22 protein-coding genes are annotated in these 25,093 nt (G+C 70.9%); 12 read left to right on the top strand and 10 right to left on the bottom strand.

What is annotated here, in order from left to right; all coding sequences use genetic code 11:
• The first annotated feature begins 10 nt into the window (after positions 1-10).
• Genes ACTJK8_RS23350 through ACTJK8_RS23340 form a run of 3 tightly spaced genes read left to right on the top strand, consistent with a single transcriptional unit; the run spans position 11 to position 2,285 of the window.
• Entirely contained in the window at positions 11-883 is an 873-nt protein-coding gene (locus ACTJK8_RS23350) for a glycosyltransferase family 2 protein (RefSeq protein ID WP_440762570.1), read from the top strand.
• Entirely contained in the window at positions 880-1,956 is a 1,077-nt protein-coding gene (locus ACTJK8_RS23345; protein ID WP_024831099.1) for an acyltransferase family protein, read from the top strand. The genes ACTJK8_RS23350 and ACTJK8_RS23345 overlap by 4 nt, the downstream gene beginning before the upstream one ends.
• A complete protein-coding gene (locus ACTJK8_RS23340) occupies positions 1,953-2,285 on the top strand; it encodes a hypothetical protein (RefSeq protein WP_012317508.1) in 333 nt (110 codons plus the stop codon). Before ACTJK8_RS23345 ends, ACTJK8_RS23340 begins: the two co-directional genes overlap by 4 nt.
• On the opposite strand, the gene ACTJK8_RS23335 is transcribed toward ACTJK8_RS23340, so the two are convergent.
• Together ACTJK8_RS23335 and ACTJK8_RS23330 are read right to left on the bottom strand one after the other, a co-directional pair.
• Positions 2,255-2,506 (bottom strand): DUF3297 family protein, encoded by a 252-nt coding sequence (locus ACTJK8_RS23335; protein ID WP_020091812.1) that lies wholly within the window; start codon positions 2,504-2,506, stop codon positions 2,255-2,257. The genes ACTJK8_RS23340 and ACTJK8_RS23335 overlap by 31 nt on opposite strands.
• The gene (locus ACTJK8_RS23330; RefSeq protein WP_179239954.1) at positions 2,503-3,165 is read right to left on the bottom strand and encodes a CatB-related O-acetyltransferase; all 663 of its coding nucleotides are present in this window, start codon (positions 3,163-3,165) and stop codon (positions 2,503-2,505) included. Before ACTJK8_RS23330 ends, ACTJK8_RS23335 begins: the two co-directional genes overlap by 4 nt.
• 66 nt (positions 3,166-3,231) lie before the next feature.
• On the opposite strand from ACTJK8_RS23330, the gene ACTJK8_RS23325 reads away from it, so the two are divergent.
• On the top strand, positions 3,232-5,559 hold the full coding sequence (locus ACTJK8_RS23325; protein WP_440762569.1) for an NADP-dependent malic enzyme: 2,328 nt from the start codon (positions 3,232-3,234) through the stop codon (positions 5,557-5,559).
• 82 nt (positions 5,560-5,641) lie between these two features.
• Positions 5,642-7,087 carry an acetamidase/formamidase family protein gene (locus tag ACTJK8_RS23320; RefSeq protein WP_012317504.1) on the top strand — a complete coding sequence of 482 codons (1,446 nt, stop codon included), beginning with the start codon at positions 5,642-5,644 and terminating at the stop codon, positions 7,085-7,087.
• Between the two features lie 12 nt (positions 7,088-7,099).
• Here the strand turns inward: ACTJK8_RS23320 and ACTJK8_RS23315 are convergent, their stop codons facing one another.
• The 5 genes from ACTJK8_RS23315 to ACTJK8_RS23295 form a co-directional block, all read right to left on the bottom strand.
• Entirely contained in the window at positions 7,100-9,616 is a 2,517-nt protein-coding gene (locus ACTJK8_RS23315) for a methyl-accepting chemotaxis protein (protein WP_440762568.1), read from the bottom strand.
• A gap of 450 nt (positions 9,617-10,066) precedes the next feature.
• Entirely contained in the window at positions 10,067-11,620 is a 1,554-nt protein-coding gene (ppx, locus tag ACTJK8_RS23310) for an exopolyphosphatase (RefSeq protein ID WP_440762567.1), read from the bottom strand.
• A gap of 82 nt (positions 11,621-11,702) precedes the next feature.
• Entirely contained in the window at positions 11,703-14,075 is a 2,373-nt protein-coding gene (locus ACTJK8_RS23305; protein ID WP_024831104.1) for an RNA degradosome polyphosphate kinase, read from the bottom strand.
• 98 nt (positions 14,076-14,173) lie between these two features.
• A complete protein-coding gene (locus ACTJK8_RS23300) occupies positions 14,174-14,884 on the bottom strand; it encodes a hypothetical protein (RefSeq protein WP_043073094.1) in 711 nt (236 codons plus the stop codon).
• A 13-nt stretch (positions 14,885-14,897) separates the two neighbouring features.
• The gene (locus tag ACTJK8_RS23295; protein ID WP_012317499.1) at positions 14,898-16,022 is read right to left on the bottom strand and encodes an AI-2E family transporter; all 1,125 of its coding nucleotides are present in this window, start codon (positions 16,020-16,022) and stop codon (positions 14,898-14,900) included.
• A 142-nt stretch (positions 16,023-16,164) separates the two neighbouring features.
• Here ACTJK8_RS23295 and purM point away from each other — a divergent pair, with 142 nt between their 5' ends.
• Together purM and purN are read left to right on the top strand one after the other, a co-directional pair.
• Positions 16,165-17,244, top strand: a complete 1,080-nt coding sequence (gene purM / locus ACTJK8_RS23290; RefSeq protein WP_012317498.1) for a phosphoribosylformylglycinamidine cyclo-ligase — start codon at positions 16,165-16,167, stop codon at positions 17,242-17,244.
• Positions 17,244-17,894: a phosphoribosylglycinamide formyltransferase gene (gene purN, locus ACTJK8_RS23285; RefSeq protein WP_024831107.1), complete on the top strand. Its 651-nt coding sequence runs from the start codon at positions 17,244-17,246 to the stop codon at positions 17,892-17,894. The genes purM and purN overlap by 1 nt, the downstream gene beginning before the upstream one ends.
• 139 nt (positions 17,895-18,033) lie before the next feature.
• Here the strand turns inward: purN and ACTJK8_RS23280 are convergent, their stop codons facing one another.
• Both ACTJK8_RS23280 and ndk read right to left on the bottom strand, forming a co-directional pair.
• Complete coding sequence (locus ACTJK8_RS23280; RefSeq protein ID WP_012317496.1) at positions 18,034-18,399, bottom strand: hypothetical protein; 366 nt, start codon at positions 18,397-18,399, stop codon at positions 18,034-18,036.
• Between the two features lie 168 nt (positions 18,400-18,567).
• The gene (gene ndk, locus ACTJK8_RS23275) at positions 18,568-18,990 is read right to left on the bottom strand and encodes a nucleoside-diphosphate kinase (RefSeq protein WP_012317495.1); all 423 of its coding nucleotides are present in this window, start codon (positions 18,988-18,990) and stop codon (positions 18,568-18,570) included.
• Between the two features lie 269 nt (positions 18,991-19,259).
• Here ndk and ACTJK8_RS23270 point away from each other — a divergent pair, with 269 nt between their 5' ends.
• Complete coding sequence (locus tag ACTJK8_RS23270; protein ID WP_012317494.1) at positions 19,260-19,724, top strand: DUF2147 domain-containing protein; 465 nt, start codon at positions 19,260-19,262, stop codon at positions 19,722-19,724.
• A gap of 7 nt (positions 19,725-19,731) precedes the next feature.
• On the opposite strand, the gene ACTJK8_RS23265 is transcribed toward ACTJK8_RS23270, so the two are convergent.
• On the bottom strand, positions 19,732-20,367 hold the full coding sequence (locus ACTJK8_RS23265) for a glutathione S-transferase N-terminal domain-containing protein (RefSeq protein ID WP_012317493.1): 636 nt from the start codon (positions 20,365-20,367) through the stop codon (positions 19,732-19,734).
• A 238-nt stretch (positions 20,368-20,605) separates the two neighbouring features.
• On the opposite strand from ACTJK8_RS23265, the gene ACTJK8_RS23260 reads away from it, so the two are divergent.
• From ACTJK8_RS23260 to ACTJK8_RS23245, 4 genes are all read left to right on the top strand, one after another.
• Positions 20,606-20,941: a hypothetical protein gene (locus ACTJK8_RS23260; RefSeq protein WP_058606304.1), complete on the top strand. Its 336-nt coding sequence runs from the start codon at positions 20,606-20,608 to the stop codon at positions 20,939-20,941.
• Positions 20,942-21,067: 126 nt separating this feature from the next.
• Entirely contained in the window at positions 21,068-23,107 is a 2,040-nt protein-coding gene (locus tag ACTJK8_RS23255; RefSeq protein ID WP_440762566.1) for an FUSC family protein, read from the top strand.
• A gap of 23 nt (positions 23,108-23,130) precedes the next feature.
• Positions 23,131-23,325 (top strand): DUF1656 domain-containing protein, encoded by a 195-nt coding sequence (locus tag ACTJK8_RS23250; RefSeq protein ID WP_012317490.1) that lies wholly within the window; start codon positions 23,131-23,133, stop codon positions 23,323-23,325.
• Positions 23,325-24,380, top strand: coding sequence for an efflux RND transporter periplasmic adaptor subunit (locus tag ACTJK8_RS23245; protein ID WP_058606306.1), 1,056 nt, complete (start codon positions 23,325-23,327; stop codon positions 24,378-24,380). Before ACTJK8_RS23250 ends, ACTJK8_RS23245 begins: the two co-directional genes overlap by 1 nt.
• The last annotated feature ends 713 nt before the right edge of the window (positions 24,381-25,093 follow it).

Below are 25,093 nucleotides of genomic sequence, written 5' to 3'. Positions count from 1 at the left end.
CCGCCGCCCGGTGCCGAGTCTCGTCGCGATCGTCGTCGCGCATGACAGCGCCGACGTGCTGCCCGGCTGCCTCGCGGCGCTGGCCGGGCAGCACGTGCCGGCGATCGTGGTCGACAATGCCAGCCGGGACGCCTCCGCGTCCGTCGCGGAGGCCGCGGGCGCGCAGGTGATCCGCAACGCCCGCAACGAGGGCTACGGTCGCGCCAACAACCGGGGCGTCCGCGCGGCCGAGACGGCGGAGCACGTCCTCATCGTCAACCCGGACGTCGAGCTGCGGCCGGGCGCCGTTGATGCCCTGCTGGAGGCGGCCCGATCCTGGCCGGACGCGGGCCTGCTCGCCCCGCGCCTCGTCGAGCCCGACGGGCGCTTCTTCTTCCAGGCGCGGTCCCTGCTCGCGCCCTACCTGACCAATCCCGCCGGCCGGCTCGCGCTCCCGCAGGGCGATGCCTGCGCGCCGTTTCTCTCCGGGGCCTGCTTGCTGATGCCGCGCGCCCTGTTCCTCGACCTCGGCGGCTTCGACGAGAACATCTTCCTGTTCTACGAGGACGACGACCTGTGCCGGCGCGTGGCCGATCGCGGTCGTGCGCTGATCCATGTCCACCGCGCCGAAGCGCTGCACGAGCGCGGCCGGTCGTCGGCGCCCGAGCCGGGACGGGTGTTTCGCGCGCGCTGGCATCAGGCGTGGTCGCGCGCCTATGTCAGCCGGAAATACGGCCTCGCGGACCCGAGCCTCGCCGCGCTGGCGGCCAATGTGCCGAAGGCGCTGCTGTCCGGGCTGGTCCTGCGTCGGGCGGGACTGGAGCGCTACGGCGGCTCGGCCGCCGGCGCCCTCGCCTTCCTGCGGGGCCGGACCGCGCTGGCCCGCGAGGGGCTGACCGGATGAGCGCGCCGACGATCGCGACCGCGCTGGAACGCGGGCGCAACGGCTTCACCGGCTTGCGGCTGCTGCTGGCTCTCGCCGTCGTGGTGTCCCACGCGTTCAGCGTCGCGACCGGCGCGGCCGGCGACGAGCCCCTCGCCCGGCTCACCGGCTACACGCTGGGCGAGCACGCGGTGAACGGCTTCTTCGCCGTGTCGGGATTCCTGGTCACGATGAGCTGCGACCGCCGCGGCATCCGGGACTACGCCCTCGCCCGGACCTTGCGGATCCTGCCCGGACTGGTCGCCGCGACCCTCGTTGTGTCGCTGGGTCTCGGGGCGGCGCTGACGCGCCTGCCGGTCGCCGAGTACCTGCGCGATCCGGCCCTATGGTCGTTCATCCGCGGGACGCTGACGACCTTCAAGAGCAACGCCGCCCTCCCCGGCGTCTTCGAAGCCAATCCCTACCGGGCGCCGCTCGGCACGGTCTGGACGCTGAAATACGAGGTGCTGTGCTACCTCGGCGTTCTCGCGGCCGCCCTGTCCGGCCTGCTCCGGCGCCGGTGGTCGGCCCCCCTGATCGTGGCCGGACTGGCACTCGCCCTGTCGATCGCCTGCGGCCTCCGCGGTCCCGACCTACCCAAGGGCACCGAGACGGCGCTGCGCCTGCCGCTGATCTTCGCGGCCGGCGCGTGCCTCTACCTGTGGCGCGACCGCCTGCGGGTCTCGGCCGCCGCCCTCGCCTGTCTGGTCTTCGGCGCCTTCGCCCTCGCGCGAACGCCGGCCTACCCGGCCCTGCTGTTCCTCGCCGAGGCCTACGGCGTGGTCTGGCTAGCCCTCGGCCCCCTCGCGCGCGGCCTGTGCGACCCGTCGGCCGATCTCTCCTACGGGATCTATCTCTACGGCTGGCCGATCCAGCAGAGCTTGAACGCGCTGTGGCCCGCTGCCTCCGGGCCCGCGCTCCTGGCGCCGGCCCTCGCCCTCACCCTGCCGGTCGCGGCCCTGTCCTGGTACGGGGTCGAGCGGCCGGCCCTGGCGCTCAAGGCGCGGGCGCTCGGGCGGCGCCGCCTCGGCACGATCGAGCCGGCCGGCCCATGACCGCCGACAGCTCGCTCCCGCCGCTCGAGGCGCTGGGTCTCGCGGCGCGGATGCTGGAGGCGCAGGGCTTCGCGATCGTCGCCCGGAACGAGCGCGGCGACAGCCTGTACCTGCGGCGACCGGACTGCGCCTGGCACCTGCGCGTCTCGAACCACGCGCGCACCGCGAAGCAGCGTGCCCGCCGCTCCGACATCCTCGCGAGCCTCGTCATCGACGGGCCGCGCTCGCCGGATCGGGTCGGGAAGCTCGTCCGGGAGGCCGTCCGGAACTTCGAGGCCGCGCTGGCGCGGGTGGCGGATCAGGCGTCCGCGGCGGGGTCGCGGAAATAGGGCTCCACGGTGCCCTTCAGCTTCACCGTCATCGGATTGCCGGCCCGGTCGAGAGCCTTGCCGGCCGAGAGCCGGACCCAGCCCTCGCTCACGCAGTATTCCTCGACGTTGGTCTTCTCGACGCCCTTGAACCGGACACCGACCCCGCGCTCCAGCACCTTCTCGTCGTAGAACGGGCTGTTCGGGTTGGAGGCGAGGCGGTCAGGGGGGGTGTCGGTCATCGTCCGGATCTCGGATGGTCTTCGTGATGGGCCCCGCCGGTACGGGAAACCGCGCCGGCGCGCAACGCCGCGAGCAGGTCCGTGATCCGCCCGCTCTGGAGCAGCGGCACGAGCCGCGTCACCGCATCGTGCGGCAGGTCCCACCACGCCGACCCCACGAGCGCCTCGGCGGTCGCCGCGTCGAAGCGGCGGCGCACGACCCGGGCCGGGTTGCCGGCTACGACGGTGTAGGCCGGCACGTCGCGGGTCACCACGGCGCGGGCGGCCACCACGGCGCCGTGGCCGACCGTCACGCCCGACAGGATCATGCAGCCTGATCCCAGCCAGACATCGTTGCCGATCACCACGTCACCCCGGGAGGCGTGGTAATCCTCCGGCGCATCGGCGTCCGGGAACAGGCCGCGCATCGCGGCGAACGGGTAGGTCGACGCCCAGTCGAGGCGATGATCGCCGCCGAGCAGGATCTCGACCTTGTCGGCGATGGAACAATAGCGGCCGATCGTCAGCCGCCGTCCGCTCTCCGGGAAGCGGACTTTTGGACGCCCGTACGAATAAGCGCCTATGGAGAAGCCGTAGGTCCTCGCCAGCTTGGCAAGGTGGATCCGGGTCTCGTTGTGCGGGTTGCGCCCCCTGCGCAGCCGGTGCAACAGACCGGTCATGACGCGAGCCTGCGCGATGTGCGGCCGCGTCGTCCTCGGTGAAGAAGGTGAGCGGGAGCGTGGGCGATGGCCGATAACATGTCCGAGGACCTCAAGGCCGGGGCGCTCGTCTACCACCGCCTGCCCAAGCCCGGGAAGCTGGAGATCCAGGCGACCAAGCCGCTCGGCAACCAGCGCGACCTCGCCCTGGCCTACTCGCCCGGCGTCGCCGCCGCCTGCATGGCGATCCACGACGACCCGCAGCAGGCCGCCGAGCTCACGATCCGCCAGAACCTCGTGGCGGTGCTCTCCAACGGCACGGCCGTGCTGGGCCTGGGCGATATCGGCCCGCTGGCCTCGAAGCCCGTGATGGAGGGCAAGGCCGTCCTGTTCAAGAAATTCGCCGGCATCGACGTCTTCGACATCGAGGTCGACCAGAAGAACGTGTCCAAGCTCGTCGACGTGGTCTGCGCCCTCGAGCCGACCTTCGGCGGCATCAACCTGGAGGACATCAAGGCGCCCGAGTGCTTCGAGGTCGAGGAGCAGTGCCGGGCCCGGATGAACATCCCGGTCTTCCACGACGATCAGCACGGCACAGCGATCATCGTGGCGGCGGCCGTCCTCAACGGCCTGGAACTCGCCGGCAAGAACCTGTCCGACGTCCGGATCGTCACGTCCGGTGCCGGCGCGGCGGCCCTCGCCTGCCTCAACCTGCTCGTGTCGCTCGGCGCGACCCGCGAGAACATCACGGTCACCGACATCAAGGGCGTCGTCTACAAGGGCCGCCCCGAGCTGATGGACCGCTGGAAGGACGTCTACGCGCAGGAGACCGACAAGCGGACGCTCGCCGAGGTGATCCCGGGGGCGGATGTGTTCATCGGCCTCTCGGCCGGCGGCGTGCTCAAGCCCGAGTACCTGAAGGAGATGGCCGAGAAGCCGCTGATCATGGCGCTCGCCAACCCCTATCCGGAGATCATGCCGGACCTGGCCGAGAAGGAGCGGCCGGACGCGATGATCTGCACCGGCCGGTCGGACTTCCCGAACCAGGTCAACAACGTCCTGTGCTTCCCCTACATCTTCCGCGGCGCGCTCGATGTCGGGGCCCACAAGATCAACGAGGAGATGAAGAAGGCGGCCGTGAAGGCGATCGCGGGCCTGGCCCACGAGACGACCTCCGACGTGGTCGCCCGCGCCTACGGCGGCGAGGCCCGGCCGTTCGGGCCGAAATCCCTGATCCCGAGCCCGTTCGACCCGCGCCTGATCCTGCGCATCGCCCCGGCCGTGGCCAAGGCCGCGATGGATTCGGGCGTCGCCGGCCGGCCGCTCCCGGATCTCGACGCCTACGTCGAGAGCCTCGACCGGTTCGTGCACCGGTCCGGCCTGATCATGAAGCCCCTGTTCTCGAAGGCGAAGGCCGAGCCCAAGCGCGTGATCTACGCCGAGGGCGAGGACGAGCGCGTGCTCCGCGCCGTCCAGGCGATCGTCGAGGACAAGGTCGCCTTCCCGATCCTGGTCGGCCGGCCACGGGTCGTGGAGACCCGGCTGAAGCGCTTCGGCCTGTCGATCGAGCACGGCCGCGACTTCGAGCTGATCGATCCCGAGGACGATCCCCGCTACCGCGCCTACGTGCAGACCTATCTGGAGGTGGCGGGTCGCCGGGGCATCACCCCCGACGCGGCGCGCACCCTGGTGCGCACCAACAGCACGGTGATCGGCGCCATCGCGGTCCGCCGCGGCGAGGCCGACGCGCTGATCTGCGGCCTCGAGGGCCGGTTCGAGACGCGGCTGCGCATCATCCGCGACGTGATCGGGCTCGCCCCCGGCGTGGAGCAGTGCGCCGCGATGAGCCTCGTCGTGACGCATAACGGCGCCTACTTCCTGGCCGACACCCACGTCCGCCAGAACCCGACCGCCGAGGAGATCGCCGACGTGGCGCAGGCCTGCGCCAGCCATGTCAGCCGCTTCGGGATGACGCCGAAGATCGCGCTGCTCAGCCACTCGGATTTCGGCCAGTCGGATTCGCCCTCCGCGATGAAGATGCGCGACGCCCTCGCGCTCCTGCACGCGCGGGATCCCGAGCTGCAGGTCGACGGCGAGATGCAGGCGGATTCGGCCCTCAACGAGATGGTGCGCGAGCGCGTGCTGCCCGGCTCCCGCCTCAAGGGCGCGGCCAACGTCCTGATCTTCCCGAACCTCGACGCGGCCAACATCGCCTTCCAGTTCGCGAAGGTGCTGGCGGACGCCCTGCCGGTCGGCCCACTCCTGATCGGTCCGGCCAAGCCCGCCCACATCCTGACGCCGTCGGTGACGGCGCGCGGCATCGTCAATGTCACGGCCGCCGCCGTGGTCGAGGCCCAGGCGGACGAGGCCGCCCCGCGAGCCGAGGAGCGCGGTGTCGGCATGATCTCGGAATGAGGCGTGCCCGTCGGCGGCCGCGAGCGTGGCCGTCGATTTGCTTTCCGGTCCCGGTGCCACGAAATCACCGGGAGACGACGCGATGTGCGCGGGCGACGATCCAACCTGCCACGCCTTCGAGGAGCACCGCCGCCGGTTCCGGCGGGATCTGGAGCCTGAGCGGCGCGCCTTCCTGAAGAGCGGCTTCGCGGCGACCGGCGCCGCCGCTGCGGCCCTCGCGGCCGGCGGCCCGTCGCTGGTGAGCCCGGCCCTGGCCCAGGCGAGCGGGGCCAAGATCGCCGCCACGGCGCATTACCACCTGCCGGCGAATGCCGAGACCGTCCACTGGGGCTTCTTCAGCCGCAGCCTCAAGCCCAAGGTCGAGATCGGTTCGGGCGATTTCGTCACGATCGAGACGCTCACGCATCAGGCGAGCGACGACGCCGAGCGGATGATCCAGGGCGATCCGGGCGCCGAGAGTGTCTATCTCTGGACGAAGGACAAGATGGGCGTCTCGCCCCGCGGTGCCGGCGCCATGGACGCCAAGATCGGCCCCGGCGGCGGCCTCGGCGTGCATATCTGCACCGGCCCGGTGGCGATCCGCGGCGCCGAGCCCGGCGATGTCCTGGAGGTGCGCATCCTCGACGTCGCTCCCCGCCCCTGCGCCAATCCCAAGTACAAGGGACTGGCCTTCGGCAGCAACGCGGCGGCGTGGTGGGGCTACCACTACAACGACCTGATCACCGGCGATAAGCCCCGGGAGGTCGTGACCATCTACGAGGTCGACGCCACCGGCGAGCGCGACTGGGCCCGGGCGGTCTACAGTTTCCGCTGGCCGGGCGTCACCGACCCGTTCGGCGTCTCTCACCCGACCATCGACTATCCCGGCCTGCCGGTCGATCATTCCAAGACGCAGAAGACCTTCGAGGTCCTCAAGGGCATCCGTGTGCCGATCCGGCCGCATTTCGGCACGATGGGCGTCGCGCCCGCCGAGGCCGACCGGGTCAACACGATCCCGCCGAGCTACACCGGCGGCAACATCGACAACTGGCGGATCGGCAAGGGCGCGACGCTGTACTACCCGGTGGCGGTGCCGGGCGCCCTGTTCTCGGTGGGCGACCCCCACGCCAGCCAGGGCGATTCCGAGTTGTGCGGCACCGCGATCGAGTGCTCGCTCACCGGAACCTTCCAGTTCATCCTGCACAAGAAGGCCGACCTGCCCGGCACGCCGCTGGAGGCCCTCGACTTCCCGATGATCGAGACCCGGGACGACTGGGTGCTGTCCGGCTTCAGCTACCCGAACTACCTGCGCGACCTCGGTCCGGACGCCCAGAGCGCGATCTTCCAGAAGTCCTCCATCGACCTCGCCATGCGCGACGCCTTCCGGAAGATGCGCCAGTTCCTGATGCACGCGAAGGGCCTCACCGAGGACGAGGCCATCTCGCTGATGTCGGTGGCGGTCGATTTCGGGATCACGCAGGTCGTGGACGGCAACTGGGGCGTCCACGCCGTGGTCAGGAAGGCGATCTTCTCGGATCGCGTCGCCTGACGTCGGGCCGGATCACGCGGCCTTCGCGGTTCCGGCCATCGTCATCAGGCCGGTGATGACCCGGTAGGTCTCGACCCAGGCCTCCCGGAGTTCCGGCGTGAAGTCCGGGCCGAGCTCCTGTTCCAGCGTCCAGATCAGGGCCGCGCCGACCGGCTCGTAGTGCGCCTGCAGCGCGCCGTAGCCGGCGTGCCGGTCCCCGAGATCGCGCACGGTCGCGACCAGGGCCTCGGGCTTGTCGAGGTTGGACACCGCCAGCGCCAGCATGGCGACGAGCTTCCGCTTCTGCGCGGTCATGTCGTCCGGGAAGAGCGACCGGACCTGCGGCGCGATGTCGAACAGGCGTCCGTAGAACAGGTCCGCCACGGCATCGCCCAGCGTCTGCACCGTCTCGAAACTGTCCCGGACCAGCGCGACCTGCGCGGCGGAGACCGCGTAGGAAACGCGGACGCTCGCCAGAAACCGCCCGACCTCCGCGGTCAGGCGGTCGGACTGGTCCGACAGGGCGGAGGCCGCGTCGAGAACCTGGCCGGCGGCCAGACCGGTGCTCTCGGCCGCCTGCGCGACCCCGGTGATGGTGGTGGTGACCTCGCCGGTGCCGACAGCCGCCTCCCCGACATTGCGGACGATCTCCTGGGTTGCCGCACCCTGTTCCTCGACGGCCGCCGCGATCGAGGCCGCCACGCCGTTGATCTCGCGGATCCGCGCGGTGATCGCCGCGATGGCCTCCACCGCTTGACCGGTGGAGGCCTGCACCTGCGCGATCTGTCCGGAGATCTCGTCGGTGGCCTTGGCGGTCTGCTCGGCCAGCGCCTTCACCTCGGAAGCCACGACCGCGAAGCCGCGGCCGGCGACGCCCGCGCGCGCTGCCTCGATGGTCGCGTTGAGCGCCAGCAGATTGGTCTGCTCGGCGATCGATGAGATGAGCCCCACGACGGCGCCGATCTTGTTCACGGCGCTGTTCAGGTCCTGCACGCGCGCGGCGGTCCGATCGGCCTCGGCCGCGGCCTGCCGTGCGAGAGCCGCCGAGCCGTCAGCCTGCCGCCCGATCTCCTGCACGGAGGTGCCGAGCTCCTCGGCGGCCGCCGCCACGGTGTTGACGTTGCTGGAGGCTCGTTCGGCGGCGGTCGCGACCGTCGTCGACTGTCCCGCCGTCCGTGTGGCCGTCGCCGTCATCGACCGTGCCGTGACCTGCAGCGCGGTGGCCGAGGCCGCGACCTGGCCGATCATGCCCCCGACCGCCTGCTCGAACCGTTGCGCCATCTGGCGCAGGCTGTCCCGCCGCTGGTCGTCGGCGTCCAAACGCGCCCGCTCGGCCTCGCCTTCGAGCTCGCGTGTGCGGATCAGATTGTCCCGGAACGCCTGCACGGCCACCATGATCGGCGCGAACTCGTTCCGGTAGGCCTGCACCGGGAGTGCGACGGCGGTCTCACCCCCGGTCAGCGCGCGCATCGCCGTGGCGATGATCCGGATCGGCCGCAATACGCCCTCGAACAGGGCGACGAGACCGAGGCCGACGAGCAGCAGGACGGCCAGCAGCGCCGCGGCGTTGTGCAGGAGAACCCGGTCCGCTGCCGCAGCGAGGGTCTCGGCCCGTCCCACCATCTCGTCGAGGGCGGCATCGGCCAGATCGACGATCGTCATCTGCTCGAGGGTGTTCCGTTTGCGGATGTCCTGGAACGTGTAGGGGGACGCCCGCTGCTGACTCAGGGCATCGAAGACCGCCCTCGCCGCTTCCGCCGCCTCGCCCTCGAAATTGCTGCGCTTGGCTCTCTCGAACGCCGCGCGCGTGGCGTCCGAGAGTTGGGCTGCGGCCTCGCTGGTGCTCGACCAAGCCGACTGGAGCCGCGCCCGCTCCTCGGCGGCAGCCACGGTCTCGGGCAGCGACCACGACGTTCCGGCGGCCAGCGACGTCTGGACGCGCAGGGCAACGTTGCCGATCGCGACGCGGGTCGACCAGGCTGACCGCTTGAGGACGAGGTAGCGCTGCAGGATCGCGTCGGAGCGCGGAATGGCCGAATCCACGGCATCCGTGGTCGCCGTCAGCGCGTCGAGGAGATCTTGGAAAGCCGCCAGCACGGCGGGTAACAGCGCCGGGTCCCGCTTCGGCTTCGCGACGCGCAGAGCCTCATCGATGCGGGGGCGGAGCCGGTTCGCGGCGTCCTGCGCCGCGTTCAGCCTCGCCAACGTCGCCGACACGGCGGGCAGATCCTGGTTCTGCAACAGGTCCTGAAGGCTCTTGAAGCCCGCGATCATCGCCTCCCGGTTCACCGCGTAGGCTCTCAGGCCCTCCGCGTCGGCGGCCGCGTCTCCGCCCAAGGCGAGGGCTGCCCCCCGCTCGAGACGCGCTGGGAGGATCGTCTTGAGGAGTTGGCGGCTCGCGCGAGTCAACGTGACCGCAGACTGGGCCTGCTGCGTCTGGTGCCGCGCATCGATCAGAGAATTTCCCGCATATCCCAGTAACATCAGCGCCATTGCGAATATCGTCGTGCACATAGCGGCACGAATTGAGAGATAGCTAAGCAATCTCATTGCGCGAACGCTCCAGCGTGCGAGTTCGGTCAGTTGTCCGGTCGCATCATAGGGCGAAGTTCGCGCACAATCACGCTGTGTGCCGACAGAATCTTAAAGTATACTGAACTTGATTACTTTGAAAATGGCGTTGCTATTCTTGGAAACTGTATAAAACCATCATCAACAATCAGAAAAATTACTTGAGAAATTAAATAGGTGTTACGGCGCCTTTATCTATCCGCCGGTGGGCGGACGACACTGGGGACGCGCGGTGTCCACCTTCGCGACTGTCACGATGCCGTCGTCGGCCCCTGCGGGCACGGCGCGCGCTCGGCAAGCCGGCTCTCGAACGCGAGAGCGGAACGCGGCGTCGAGCGAGATCATCCCTGCACCGGCGGCCATGGGCCGCCGTGCAACGCCGAATCCACGTCTCACTGCTCTCGGGGCGCCGGTGCCGCGAGGCGCGGTTCAGGCGGCGGCGCCCGTGATCTCGACACGCCCATCGAGGCCGACAACGCGCCCGAGGCCGCGAACACGGTTCAACAGGCGATCCCCGCTCAGGGCCTCCCACTCCTGCGGCAGACGCAGCACCACGCGGCCATCCTCGACGGTGAGCGGCGCCCGTCCGAGCGCGCCGTCCATGCCGGCCGAGATCGGGAAGGCGATCCGGAGCAGCGCGCCCAGGAGGCGCGCGCGCTCGAACAGGCGCGGACCGGCCACGCTGCGGAGCATCGCGTTCGCCTTCTCAGGCGCCAAGCCGATGTGTTTCAGGGACACCGCCAGGGCGAGATAGGCCCGCCCCGGATGATCCACGCCCACGAAGGCGGCGTTCTGGATCACCGCGATGCTCTGCTCGCCGCGGTAATCCGGATGCGCCCGCCAGCCGACATCCGACAGCAGGCAGCCCGCGTGGCGCAGGCGGCGCTCGTCGGCGGTCTCGTGGCCGTCCAGGGTCGCGACGAACCGATCCGTCCAGGCGATCAACTCCTCGCCGTGGCGCGGCGAGCGCGCGCGCAGGACGTTAAATTCCGACGCCGAGGCCAGCAGCGGATCGACCAGCCTTGTGTCCCGGTCGAGCTGCTCGAACAGCAGGCCCTCGCGGACGCCCGATGCCGAGATTGCCACCTCGCGCGGGCGCCCGACCCGGATGATCTCCTCCAGCACGACGGCTCCGTAGGCGAGCAGCGGGCGCCGCGCCTCCGAGATCGCGTCGACGTCCTGCAGCAGCGCCACGTCGGTCTGCTCGACGACCTGCAGGAAGCTGAGCTCGTCGGTGGGCTCCACCGCGTAGCCGTGCATCACGTGGACGGGGTAGCCGCGGGCCGCCTGGTGGAGCCGCGCGATCGCCCGCCACGTGCCGCCGACCGCGTAGAAGGTCCGCCCGCGCAGGGTCTCGAGCTGCGGGGCGGCCTTGCGCATGTACTCGCGGACGATCTTGGCGGCCTTCTTGACCGAGCCGCCGGACAGGTCCTGCAGGGCGAGACCGCCGAGGGGCATGGTCACCCCCTGGCCGACGACGGCCCCGCGGACGTCCACGAGTTCGAGGGAGCCGCCGCCCATGTCGCCCACCACGCCGTTCGGCGCGTGGAAGCCCGAGACCACGCCGAGCGCGGACAGCTCTGCCTCCCGCCGTCCGGAGAGCAGCTGGATCTCCTGACCGCAGGCCTCCTCGGCGGCGCGGAGGAAGCCGGGACCGTTCTCGGCGTCCCGCGCCGCCGCGGTGGCGAGCACGAAGACCTGCCTGACGCGCATCGTCTGGCACAGCACCCGGAATCGACCCAGGGCGGCGAGTGCGCGGGCCACCGCCTCCTCGTTCAGCCGGCCGGTCGTCAGGACATTGCGGCCCAGGCCGCAGAGCACTTTCTCGTTGTAGAGCGGCGTCGGCGCCCGGGTCAGTCCGTCATACGCGACGAGGCGGACCGAGTTGGAGCCGATATCGATGATCGCCACCGGATGGTGCGCGGCGCGGTCGATCGCCTCCGCGTCCCGCGCGAGGGTGAGATTGGCAAGAGGGCTGCCCAAACGTCCGAGTCCTTCATCAGCCCGGCGTACCTGCCGGCGCGCCGTGCGGGAGGTTTAACCCAGCGACGGCGCGCGGCGAAACTCAGCTGCGTTGCGCGCGTCGGCTGAGGGCCCGCGGGCTCGACTTCTTCGAGGCCTTGCCGCGTCCCGAGAGGCTGGGATTGGTCATGAAATACTTGTGGGCATTGAACGGCTCCTCGCCCTCGGCGGGCTGGATCCGTTCGCAGCCGCCCGAGGCGAGGAGCCGCCAGCTCTGACGGTTGTCGAGAAGGTTGGCCAGCATGATCTGGTCGAGCACCTGCTGATGCACCGTCGGGTTCGTGATCGGCAGCAGCGCCTCGACACGGCGGTCGAGGTTCCGGCTCATCAGGTCGGCCGAGGAGATGTAGACCGTGGCCTTGGGGTGCGGCAGCCCGACGCCGTTGCCGAAGGCGTAGATGCGCCCGTGCTCGAGGAAGCGCCCGACGATCGACTTCACCCGGATCGTCTCCGACAGGCCGGGGATGCCCGGGCGCAGGCAGCAGATGCCCCGGACCACGCAGTCGATCTGAACGCCGGCTCCCGAGGCGTCGTAGAGCGCGTCGATGATCTGGCCGTCGACTAGGGAGTTGCACTTGATCCAGATCGCGGCCGGGCGCCCGGCCTTCGCGTGGGCCACCTCCGCCTCGATATGCTCCAGGAGGCGGTTCTTCAGCGTCAGCGGCGAGACCGCCATGCGCTCCAGTTCGGCCGGCTCGGCGTAGCCGGTGATGAAGTTGAAGATGCGCGACACGTCCCGCGCGATCGCGGGATCCGCCGTGAAGAACGATAGGTCCGTGTAGATGCGCGCGGTGATCGGGTGGTAGTTGCCGGTGCCGACGTGGCAGTAGGTGACGAGCTTGTCGCCCTCCCGTCGGACCACCAGCGACAGCTTGGCGTGCGTCTTGAGCTCGACGAAGCCGAACACGACCTGCGCGCCCGCCTTCTCGAGGTTGCGCGCCCAGCGGATGTTGGCTTCCTCGTCGAACCGCGCCTTCAGCTCCACGAGGGCGGTCACGGATTTGCCGAGCTCGGCGGCCTCGGCGAGGGCCGCGACGATCGGAGAGTTCGACGAGGTGCGGTAGAGCGTCTGCTTGATCGCGACGACGTTAGGGTCGCGCGCGGCCTGGGCCAGGAACTGCACCACCGAGTCGAAGGATTCGTAGGGGTGGTGGACGATGAAGTCCTTCTGGCGGATCGCCGCGAAGACGTCGCCGCCGCTCTCGCGGATGCGCTCGGGGAAGCGCGGGTTGTAGGGCTTGAACTTCAGGTCGGGCCTGTCGATGCCGACGACCTGGGACAGCTCGTTCAGGGCCAGCATGCCCTCCACGAGGAAGATCGCGTCCGCGGCGATCTCGAGCTCGTCGGCGACGAAGCTGCGCAGATCTTCCGACATGCCCGCCTCCACCTCGAGGCGGATCACGACGCCGCGGCGGCGCTGCTTTAGCGCGGTCTCGAAATGCAGGACGAGGTCTTCGGCCTCCTCCTCGATCTCCAGGTCGGAGTCGCGGACCACGCGGAACGCGCCGCTGCCCTTCACGAGGTAGCCCGGGAAGAGCCGGCCGGTGAACATCCCGATCACCTGCTCGATCGGCATCAACCGCGCCGCGGTCTCGCTCTCGGTCACCGGCAGGCGCACGAAGCGGTCGATGACGCCGGGCAGGCGGATGAGCGCGCGCAGCAGCCTTCCGTCCTTCGGCCGAACCAGCATCAGCGCGATGGTGGTGCCGAGATTCGGGATGAACGGGAACGGGTGGGCCGGATCGATCGCCAGCGGCGTCAGGACCGGGAAGACGTGGTTGAGGAAGTACTCCTCCAGCCACGCCGCCTGCTCGGCCGTGAGGGCGGCGGGCTCGACGATGTCGATGTCGGCCGCGTGCAGCTCCTCGCGCAGCTCCCGCCAGCGGGCCTGCTGGTCGGCGGCGAGGCGCGAGACCTCGGCGCCGATCCGGACCAGCTGCTCGGACGGCGACAGGCCGTCCTGCGACGGCACCGTGATCCCGGCCCGGACCTGATCGATCAGGCCGGCGACGCGGACCATGAAGAACTCGTCGAGGTTGTTGGCCGAGATCGACAGGAAGCGGAGGCGCTCCAGGAGCGGGTGGTTCGGATTCGACGCCTCCTCCAGCACGCGCCGATTGAACTGCAGCCAGGACAGCTCGCGGTTCACGAACCGCTCCGGCGTGTGACGCAGGGACCGCCCCGCTTCCAGAACCGACTCACGGGCCGCCCCGACCGACGGCTCCGCCGGGGCCGCGGCGGCCGGCCACTCGTCGTTGGCGTCGGCCGCCGGCGCGGCCGCCGTGCCGGCCGGGTCGACCGGCACGCGCCGGGCCACCGGCGCGCGCCGCGTCGCCGGATTGGCCGCCGCGCGCCGACGGGGCTCGGCGGCCTCGTCGGCGGCGTCGCGGTCCACGGGCTTCTGCGTCGATTCCATCCCGGATCCCTGTCTCTGCTCCTCGCGGCGGCGGAGCGTGTATCACCCTAGACGGGCGGCCTTCACGACGGTTTCGTGACGACTGCCGCATTCCGCGCTCAGCCGGTCGGGTCGGGCTCGTCCTCCAGCCCCATGCGCCGCAGGACGGCCAGCGCGAGCGGCCGGCTGATCCGCCGACCGCGCCCGAGGGCGTCGCGGTCGAGCTCGGCGACGACGTCCCGGGCGCGACCCAGCGACCGGTCGATCCGCAGGGCCAGCGCGTCGATGACGCCGAGATCGACGACCAGCTGCCGGTCCACGAACAGCTTGACCAGCACGGCGCGTAGCAGGGCGTCGTCCGGCGCCTCGATGGCGCTGCGCGGGGCGAGGCGAAGCCGCGAGCGCAGGTCCGGCGTCGCGAGTCCCAGGGCGTCGATGCCCGTGGCGCTGGTCAGCAGGACCGGGCAGCGTCGCTCGCGCGCCCGGTTGAGCAGGTGGAACAGCGCCGCCTCGTCGAGCCGCTCCGCCCGGTCGATGTCCTCGACGACCAGCGCCCCGTTGGAGACGAGGTGCTGGACCGCGTCGCCGCCCAGCTCGGCGGCCGGGAGGGTCCAGGCGTGGGCGCGCTCGGCCCAGATCGCCGCGAGGTGGCTCTTGCCGCTGCCCGAGGGTCCGGTGAGGACCAGGACGCTGTCCGGCCAGTCCGGCCACGCCTCGATCAGCGCGTAGGCCGCCTCGTTGGCCGGTCCCACGAGGAAATCCTCCCGCCCGAAGCGAGGGTCGAGCGGCAGGTCGAAGGCCAGCTGCCGGGGTGGGGCGTTCTCGCGCATGTGCCGCTCAGGATCATCCCGCGCCCGCGGAGGTCAAGGCCGAAGGGGTCTTGCCGTCGTGCTCGATCAGGATCGGCTGGCCCGCGTGGTAGAGGCGGCTCTCCAGGTAGCGGGCCAGGGCGAACCGGACCAGAACGCCGATCGAGGCCGCGATCGGGACGGCGAGCAGCAGCCCAACGAAGCCGAACAGCGTCCCGAAGGCCAGCAGCGCGAACATCAACCAGACCGGGTGCAGCCCGGTGGAATCACCGACGAGCTTCGGCGAGATGACGTTCCCCTCCAGGAACTGGCCGACGAGGAACACGCCGACGGTCAGGCCGAGGTGCAGCCAGTCGGCGGAGGGCCAGAACTGAACCAGCGCGACGCCCACCGAGAGCAGGAAGCCGGTGAGCGTGCCGACGTAGGGGATGAAGGTGAGGAACCCCGCGATCAGGCCGATCAGCACGCCGAAGTTGAGGCCGACGAGCCAGAGGCCGATGGCGTAGAAGCTGCCCAGGATGAGGCAGACCAGCGTCTGTCCGCGCACGTATCCGGTGACCGCCCCGTCGATCTGGCGCGCCAGCTCGCGCACCGTCGCCCGGTGCCGGGGCGGTACCCAGCCGTCGATCGCAGCGACCATCCGGTCCCAGTCGACGAGGATGTAGAAGGCGACGACCGGCGTCACGACGAGCAGCGAGGCGATCGAGATCAGCGCCTGGCTGCCCGACCAGAGCGACTTCAGGAAGGCCAGGAGCCACGTCCCGGCCTGGGTGGCGAGCGTGCCGACGGAGGATTGCAGCTCGTTGAGGACGTTCGCGCCGCCGACGCGCTCGAGCAGGGTCCCGGACCGCTCGGCGATGATCGCCTGGAGCCGCGACACCATCCCGGGCAGCGCGTTGACGAGCGCCACGACCTGGTTGGCCGTGAGCGGGATCAGGATCAGCAGCGTCACGACGAGGGCGACGACGAACAGCGCCAGGATCAGCAGGCTCGCCGCCAGACGCCCGAGGCCGAGCCGCTCCAGCCGGTCGGCCAGGGGGTCGAGGAGATAGGCGAGCGTGATGCCGGCCACGAAGGGCAGCATCACCTCCCGGAGGAGGTAGACGATCAACCCGAGGGCGACGACAGCGGCCAGCCCGATCACAGCCCGTGCGCGCACGATGACGCTCCCCCCGCAGCACACCACGCCAGCGGGCAGAGTGGGTATGCGAGGCGCGCCGATCAAGGCGCCGCCGTGCCGACTCGCGCGCCGCGCGCGAAGTCGCTAGAGCGGGGCCTGGATAGAACGAGGTGGCGCGGGCATGACGGCCAAGGACGGCAACGAGCCGAAGACGGGGCTGACCTACGCGGCGGCGGGCGTCGATATCGATGCCGGCAACGCCATGGTCGAGACGATCAAGCCGCTGGTGCGGTCGACCCGGCGGCCGGGTGCCGACGCCGAGATCGGCGGTTTCGGCGGCCTGTTCGACCTGAAGGCCGCGGGCTTCCGCGACCCGATCCTGGTCGCGGCCAACGACGGCGTCGGCACCAAGGTCAAGATCGCCATCGAGACCGGCCGGCACGACACGATCGGCATCGACCTCGTGGCCATGTGCGTGAACGACATCATCGTCCAGGGCGCCGAACCGCTGTTCTTCCTCGACTACTACGCCACCGGCAAGCTGGTGCCGGGCGTCGGCGCCGACATCGTGCGCGGCATCGCCGAGGGCTGCCGGCAGGCCGGCTGCGCGCTGATCGGCGGCGAGACCGCCGAGATGCCGGGCCTCTACGACGGGTCCGACTACGATCTCGCGGGCTTCTCGGTCGGCGCCGCCGAGCGCGGCGCGCTGCTGCCGCGGCCCGGCATCCGGCCCGGCGACGTCGTGCTCGGCCTGCCCTCCTCGGGCGTCCATTCCAACGGCTTCTCGCTGGTGCGCCGGATCGTCGCGAAGACCGGCCTCGGCTGGGACGCGCCGGCGCCGTTCGCCCCGGGCCGGAGTCTCGGCGACGAGCTGCTGGAGCCGACCCGGATCTACGTGAAGCCGCTCCTCGCGGCTCTGGGGGCCACCGACGGGATCCGGGCGCTCGCCCACATCACGGGCGGCGGCTTCCCCGACAATCTCCCGCGGGTCCTGCCGGACGATGTCGGCATCGCCGTCGACCTCGACGCCGTGACTCCGCCGCCGGTCTTCGGCTGGCTCGCCCGCGAGGGCGGCGTCGCCGAGGCCGAGATGCTGCGCACCTTCAACTGCGGGATCGGCATGGTGGTGATCGCCGCCGCTGACGCGGTCGACGACGTCGACGAGGCGTTGACCCGGGCCGGCGAGACCCCGGTCCGCCTCGGGCGGATCACGGCGCGCGGGCCCGAGCCGGTCACCTTCGCCGGCCGCCTCGCCCTCTGATGGCGGCCGCCCGCAAGACCCGCGTCGCCGTCCTGATCTCGGGGCGCGGTTCGAACATGGTCGCGCTGCTCGAGGCCGCGAAGGATCCCGCCTTCCCGGCCGAGATCGTGCTGGTCCTGTCGAACCGCCCGGAGGCCGCCGGCCTCGCCCGGGCGGCCGCGGCTGGCATCCCGACGCAGGCGATCGATCACCGGGCCTTCGCCGACCGGGCCGGCTTCGACGCCGCCCTCGACGCGGCGCTGCGGGCGGCCGAGATCGACCTCGTCTGCCTCGCGGGTTTCATGCGGATCCTCACGACGGAGTTCGTGGCGTCCTGGGCCGGCCGGATGCTCAACATCCACCCGTCGCTCCTGCCCCTGTTCAAGGGCACGCACACCCACCGGCAGGCGCTGGACGCGGGCGTGCGCCTGCACGGCTGCACGGTCCACTTCGTCGTGCCGGAGCTCGATGCCGGCCCGATCGTCGCCCAGGCCGCGATCCCCGTCCGCCAGGACGACGATCCCGACAGCCTCGCCGACCGGGTGATCGTGCAGGAGCGCCGCCTCTACCCGGCGGTGCTCGCCCTCGTGGCGGGCGGCCGCGCCCGCCTGGAGGGCGAGCGCGTGGTCATCGCCGACGCGGCGCCGGACGGCGCGCTGTTCAGCGTCTAGCGGGCGGCAGCACGGGCGTTTCCGTCCTGGCGCGCGGGGCGAAGCTATCCGGTAACGCCACGCTCGCCGACGTCTTGCTCAACGGGTTGCTGCGCTCCGCGCGCCAGGACGGTGCGCGGAGCCGGGAGCCTTCGGGCGCTCAGACCGGGCGCTGCAGCTTGCAGCTGTCCAGGGCCGAGAGCGCCTTGGCGCGGGCGGTGTCGTTGAAGTAGCCGGTGGTCCGGTAGGCCTCGATCTCGGAGGCGTCGAGGCTGCGCAGGGTCTGACGGGCGTAGCAGCCGCAGGGGCGCTCGAGGGACGCCTCGGTGGCGCTGGTCATGCGCGCCTGGACGACGGTGCAGGCGTGGCGCACGCGGCCTTCGAGATTGGTCTTGCTGGCGGTCTTGAGGGCCGGGTCGGGCTCGTACTGCTGGAACGGGGCCGAGGATCCGCCCGCGAGGGCGGCGGTCGCGCCGAGGGCGATCAGGCCGGTCGCGATCAGCAGGGGCAGGCGGCGCATCGTCATGGTCGGGGTCGTCCGGGGGCTGAGATTGGCTAAGCTCGGCCGTTGGACGCTTCCGGGCTCTGTCCCGTCAAGGACGACCCGGTCACACAGGGCGGCATTCCCGGCGGCGCCGGGTCCGGGGCGCGCGAATGGCGGGCCGGTGTGCCCAACCCGCCACCGCGCCGCGCCTCAGGCGGCGATGTCGGAATCCTTGAAGAACTGCGCGATCTCGAGCTTGGCGTTCTCGGCGCTGTCCGAACCGTGGACGGTGTTCTCACCGACGGACTCGGCGAACTTCTTGCGGATCGTGCCCTCGGCGGCCTGGGCCGGGTTCGTGGCGCCCATGACCTCACGGTACTTGGCGACCGCGTTCTCGCCCTCGAGGACCTGAACCACCACCGGGCCGGAGGTCATGAAGGTCACGAGCTCGCCGAAGAACGGGCGCTCCTTGTGCACCTCGTAGAACTTCTCGGCCTGCTCCTTGGTCATGCGGATGCGGCGCTGGCCGACGATGCGCAGGCCGGCCTCCTCGATGACCGCGTTGACCGCGCCGGTCAGGTTCCGCCGCGTCGCGTCGGGCTTCAGGATCGAGAAGGTGCGCTCGGTGGCCATGGTGCGTCCGGTCTGTCTGTGGAAAAGATCTGCGGCGCGCCGGCGATCCGGACACGCCGCGGCAGCGAGAATTTCGCTTCGGCGCCGGGCTTATAGCGGGCGCCCCCCGGTGTCTCAAGCCGCGCGGCGGGACCGGGCGGGACAAGCGCGGCCGTGGCTCTGCCGCAACACCGCCGAAAAATCGCCCGAATGCGACGGCTCAGTCGCGCACCAACCGACTTCGTCCACCCCTCGGGCGTCCGCGGACGCCCCAACACCGGAGACGAACCATGCGCCTCGCTCTCAGCGCCAGCCTGCTTCTCGCCGGCCTCTCCGCCGCCGCCGCCGACACCGCCAAGGACCCGTCCGGCACGTGGCTCACCGGCGACGGTCGCGCCAAGATCCGGATCGATCGCTGCGGCCCCGGCCAGAAGCTGGTCTGCGGCAAGGTCGTCTGGCTCAAGACGCCGACCTTCGACAACGGCGCCCCGCGCACCGACCTCAAGAATCCCGATCCGAAGAAGCGTGCCCGTCCGGTGATCGGTCTGCAGCTGATCGATGGCCTGAAGCCGGACGACGCGAAGTTCACCGGCGAACTCTACAATATCGAGGAAGGCAAGATCTACACGGTCAGCCTGGAGCGCGAGAACGAGGCCGAGCTCAACGTCTCGGGCTGCATGCTCAAGATCCTGTGCGGGTCGCAGACCTGGACCCGCGTCCCGGACGTGAACCAGCAGGCCGCCAACAAGAACTGATTGCCCGTCAGATCGCCGCGAGGCCGCGCTGCACCGCCGGCCTCGCCAGGATGCTCTCGAGCCAGCGGGCGACGTTCGGCAGGGTGTCGATGGCGACGCCCTGCTTGAAGTTGAGCTTGGCCCAGGTGAACGTCGCGATGTCGGCGATGGAGTACTCGTCGGCCAGGAAGGCGCGGCCCTCGAGCCGCCGCTCCAGCACGCCGTACAGGCGTTTGGCCTCGGCGGTGAACCGGTCGATCGCGTACGGCACCTTCTCGGGCGCGTAGATCTTGAAGTGGTGCGTCTGCCCGAGCATCGGCCCGAATCCCGCCACCTGCCAGAACAGCCACTCGTCGACCTGCACGCGGGCGCGCTCGTCGGCCGGGTAGAACTGTCCGGTCTTCCGGCCGAGATACTGCAGGATCGCGCCCGATTCGAAGACGGAGATTGGCTGTCCGCCGGGCCCGTCCGGGTCGACGATGGCCGGGATCTTGTTGTTGGGCGAGATCGCCAGGAAATCGGGCGCGAACTGCTCGTTCTTGGCGATGTCCACGGGAACGATGCGGTAGGGCAGCCCGCACTCCTCCAGCATGATCGGGATCTTCCAGCCGTTCGGCGTGCTCCATGTGTGGACGTCGATCGGCCGCCCGGACACCGCTGCCATGCTCTGCCTGCTCCTGGACCCGATCGTCGGCGGCGCGGTGGTCCTCCGCCATTTCCAAACAACCCCGGCAGTGAAGACGATTTCCCGGCCGCGCTCAAGGGCAGCGGCCCGGGAGCCCGACGATTCGGCGAAGCTGCGCCGGAGCTGTCGTCGGCCGCCGGGGCGGGCTTGCCGGCCCCGCGCGAGAGCGGCGAGATTGCGGCTCGGGCGTGGTACGTCGCCCGAGGGGGAACATCCGATGATCGATCGTCTCGTCAGGATCGCGGTCCTGTCCGTGCCGCTGCTCGCCGCCTGTCCGGTCCTCGCCAAGGACCCGCCCGCCAAGGACCCGCCCGCCAAGGATACGCCGGCCCGGGACGCGGCGGCCAGGGAGGCACCCGCGAAGGCGCCCGCCGCCGAGGCGCCGGCCGCCAGGACGCCGAGTCCGGGCCAGTCCGCCACCCGCGAACGGCAGAAGACCTGCGGCGCCGAGTGGCGCGCCCTCACCGACGCGCAGAAGGCCGCGCAGGGGCCGAAATGGCCGCAGTTCTGGAGCAAGTGCAACAAGCGCCTGAAAGGTGGCGACAAGGCCTGACCGGCTAGAACCGCGGGGCGTCCCGTTCGTTCAGACATCCGCGGCGCGTTGGCGGGAGACACGAGGCGATGACGGACCCTTCTCCGTCCGGACGGGCGGTGGACAGCGCGCCGCGCCCGGTCCGGCATGGCTGAGGCCCCCGCCGCATCCGCCGCGGATCGCCGCGCCGAACCGTTCGTCGACCGCGTCGTGGCGTTCCTCGATGCCTGGGTGCCGAAGCCGGCCGCCTGGGCCTTCGCGCTGCGGATCTGGATCGCCATGATGCTGGCACTGGCCGCCGCCTTCTGGCTCCAGCTCGACAGCGCCTCGTCCGCCGCCACCTGCGTGGCGATCCTCGCCCAGCCCAAGCGCGGGCAGGCGATCTCGAAGGCGGTCTACCGCCTCCTCGGCACGCTGATCGGCGCCGTGGTGGCGCTCGTCTTCATGGCCCTGTTCGGCCAGGACCGGGTGCTGCTGCTCCTCAGCTTCACCGTGTGGCTCGGCCTCTGCGTCTTCGTCGCCCAGTTCCTGCAAGACACGCGGGCCTACGGCGCGATGCTGTCCGGCTACACCGTGGCGATCATCGCGCTGGGTCAGATCGACGAGCCGCAGGGCACCTTCGACGCCGCCGTGTCCCGCGTCGCCGTGATCGTGCTCGGCATCGTCGTGATCACCTTCATCAACGACGCCCTCGCCTCGCCGAGCACGTGGCGGGCCCTGCTGCCGCAATTGCGCGAAGCCTGGGACGAGACGCGCGGCTACGCCCGCGAGACGCTGGCGGTGGGCGACCTCGGCGCCACGCGCACCGCCGCGCTGATCCGCGCCATCGCGCCGATGCGGGCCGATGCCAGCGCCATCGCGGGCGAACTGGACGACGGCCGGTACCGCGCGGCCGGCGCGCGCAGCTGCATCGCCGCGCTCTACGTGATGGCGGCCGCGATCCGCAGCCTCGGGGCCGCGGCGGCCGGCCTGCGCAACCCGAGCCCGGCCGTCGCGGAGGCGATGGCGATCTGCCGGCGGGTGGCCGACGCACCGGATCCCGACGCCCTCGACCGCGACGACGAGCGCCTGCGCGACCTGATCGACACGGCCATCCGCGACGGGACCCGCCCCCTCGACGAGGTGGTGGTGCTTCAGCGCGCCCTCGACTTCGTCTGCGCCGCGACCTTCGCGCAGGACGGCATTCGTGCCGTCGCCGACGGCCACCGGCCGCTGCGCGACGCCGCGCTGCCGACCCATCGCGACTTCCCGGTCGCCGTGCGCGGTGCCCTGCGGGTGGCCCTGAGCTTCGCGGTGACCGCCGCCACCTTCGTGGCGCTCGGCCTGCCGCAGGCCTCCTTCGCGCTGGTCCAAGTGGCCGCCACCGCGGCGCTCTCGTCGGTCACGCCGGATCCGAAGAAGTTCGCCAACGGGGTCGTCATCGGGATGACCCTCGCCGCCACCTTCGCGGGCATCGCCCGGTTCGCGCTCCTCAACGGTGTCCAGGGCTTCCCGATGCTGGCCATGGTGATGGCCCCCGTGATCTTCTTCGGCTGCTTCCTGTCGCTGAACCCGAAGACCTTCGGCATCGGCTTCATCGTGATCGTCTTCTTCCCCGTGCTGCTCGGGCCCTCGAATCCCCAGTCGTACGATGCGCTGACCTTCCTCCTGAACGCCTTCCTGGTGGTCGTCGCGGCCGTGATCCTGTCGATCGTCGTCCGCCTCATCCTGCCGATCACGCCCGCCCAGCAGCGGGTCTTCGCCCTGGATTCGGCGCGGCGCGCGCTCGCCGACGCCCTCGTCGGCCAGGGGGGCGACGCCACCACCCGCACCAGCCTGAACGCCGACCGGCTGTTCCAGTTCGCGAATTACAGCTCGGGGAGCGGCGCCGTGCGGCGGGCGAACCTGCACCACGCCTTCGCCCTCGCCCGGCTGGAGGCCGCCGCCGCCCGCGCCCACGCGGAGCTGCGCCGCCTCTGGTCGATCGGGGCCCTGCGCGGCGCGATCCCGCGGGCGCGGGACGCCCTGGCGGCCGGCGACGATCGCGGCCTCGAGACGGCGGCGCGCGAGCTGATCCGCGCCGCGTCCGGCCAGGACCGGGCGGTGCGGCTGACGACGGCCCGCGCCGCCAGCGACCTCGTCACAGCGTCGCGAACCATCACCCGCCACCGGCGATTCCTCCATCGCCTCGACGTCGCGCTATTCTGACGGCCGCTTCTTCCGGAATCACCATGCACGAGGACATCCATGTCGGCGGAGTGCTGGTCACGGCCTTCGTCGCTTACGCGCTGGCCGCCTTCGTGATCCTGGTCGTCCTGCGCCTCGTCTTCGCCCGCATCCACTTCAGCCGCTACGTCGCCAACGCCCCGCTCGCCGAGGCCGGCCTCTACGTCTGTGTCCTCGCCCTCCTGATCGCGTTCATCTGATGCCCGACACGACCGCCGACGAGGACGATCCGAAGTCCGCCTCCCGTGACAGCGCCCCCGGGCGGAGCGACCCGCTGCCCGCGGTGCCGCGCCGGGGCCGCGCCGCCAAGGTGTTCCGCCTCGCGGCCACGGGCGCGATCCTGCTGGCGGCGATCGTCGCGGCGGCCTTCGTGTGGGAATTCTACGTGGCGGCGCCCTGGACGCGCGACGGCACGGTCCGGGTGCAGGTCGCCAACATCGCGCCCCAGGTCGCCGGGCAGATCGTCGAGGTCCGGGTTCAGGACAACCAGACCGTCCGCAAGGGCGACGTCCTCTACGTCATCGATCCGGTCGACTTCGAGGTCGCGGTCACCTCGGCGGACGCCGAGGTGAAGAACCGCGAGGCCGACCTGCAGGTGAAGAACGCCCAGTCAGCCCGCCGGCAGGCGCTCACGACCGTGTCGACCTCGATCGAGGAGAAGCAGCAATTCGCCGGCGCCGCGAAGATCGCCGAGGCGTCGCTGGAGAGTGCCCAGGCGCAATTGCGGCAGGCCAAGGTGAACCTCGAGCGCACCCAGGTGAAGTCCACCGTCAACGGCCGGGTGACCAACCTGCTGATGCGCGTCGGCGACTACGCCCGGACCGGCACCTCGAACATCAGCGTAATCGACACCGATTCCTTCTGGATCGACGGCTATTTCGAGGAGACGAAGATGCCCAACATTCACGTCGGCGATCGCGCCGACGTGAAGCTGATGGGCTTCGACCCGCACCTGACCGGCACGGTCCACAGCATCACGCTCGGCATCTCCACGGCGAACGCCGCCGCCAGCACGCAGGGATTGCCGGACGTTAACCCGGTCTACACCTGGGTCCGCCTCGCTCAGCGGGTGCCGGTCCGCATCCGCATCGACCATGTCCCGGCGGGCGTCCCGCTCATCGCCGGCATGACCGCGACGGTGTTCGTCAATGGTGGCCGCGGCCCGGCGCCGAACTGGTTCATGGACCTGCGCGACCGCGTCTCCGCTCTGACCACGCCGGCGGCCGGGCCGGCCCAGGAGGCCGAGCGGCGCTGAACCGTCGCCCGGGCGACCGCGCCCGCAGGCGCGGCGCCGGCGTGGTCGGCCAGGCAACACGTCCGATACGGCCGGCGGCGACGACCTGCGCGGCGGCACGGAAGAGGCCGTCGACCGCAGGATCCGCCGTCCCATCGAGGACGATATGGGCGCCGACAAGTCGCTCGCGCGCGACACAATATTTCGCAGTGCCGCAGGATCGATCCAAGTCCTTGAGCCGGCACGCGCTGCGGCGCGGCGGCGCCGCGAAGTGAAGCAAAAAGGTCCGTTGCCGAGAAAATAGCTATTGACCGACCCGGATGACGGGCGCAGTCTCTCACTGTGCTTGGCGAGAGCGGGCACGGGCCGGCACGAAACCTTGATGAGATCAGGTTTCGCAGCGGTGTCGGTCGCTGGAAGCTGGAGGAGACAGGGATGACTCCACCGCAGCGGAATGCCGCCTAGACGGTCCAGGGACAGGTTCGGCCCGAGACCTAGCGGCGCAACACGGACAGCCGGACGGACGCGGCTCCAGGGGCGCAGAAGCGGCCACGCATGGCACGCCTTCGAATGCGCGAAAGGCCCCACTTCGAGCCGTTCCGCCGCGGTTTCTCGCCGAGGGATTCGAATGCCCCACCTGCCCGGCAGCGCCGCGGCGGGATCTCGTCGTGGTCGAGGCGATGACGGGATCCGTCGAGCCCGCCGGATCCGCCGACTTCGACGTGAGTGCCGTC

Origin of the sequence: Methylobacterium sp. 22177 (genome assembly GCF_052045615.1) — a bacterium.
Lineage (GTDB): Bacteria > Pseudomonadota > Alphaproteobacteria > Rhizobiales > Beijerinckiaceae > Methylobacterium > Methylobacterium radiotolerans.
Note: the sequence above shows the minus strand (reverse complement) of the source record. Positions and strands in the feature narration are given on the sequence as shown.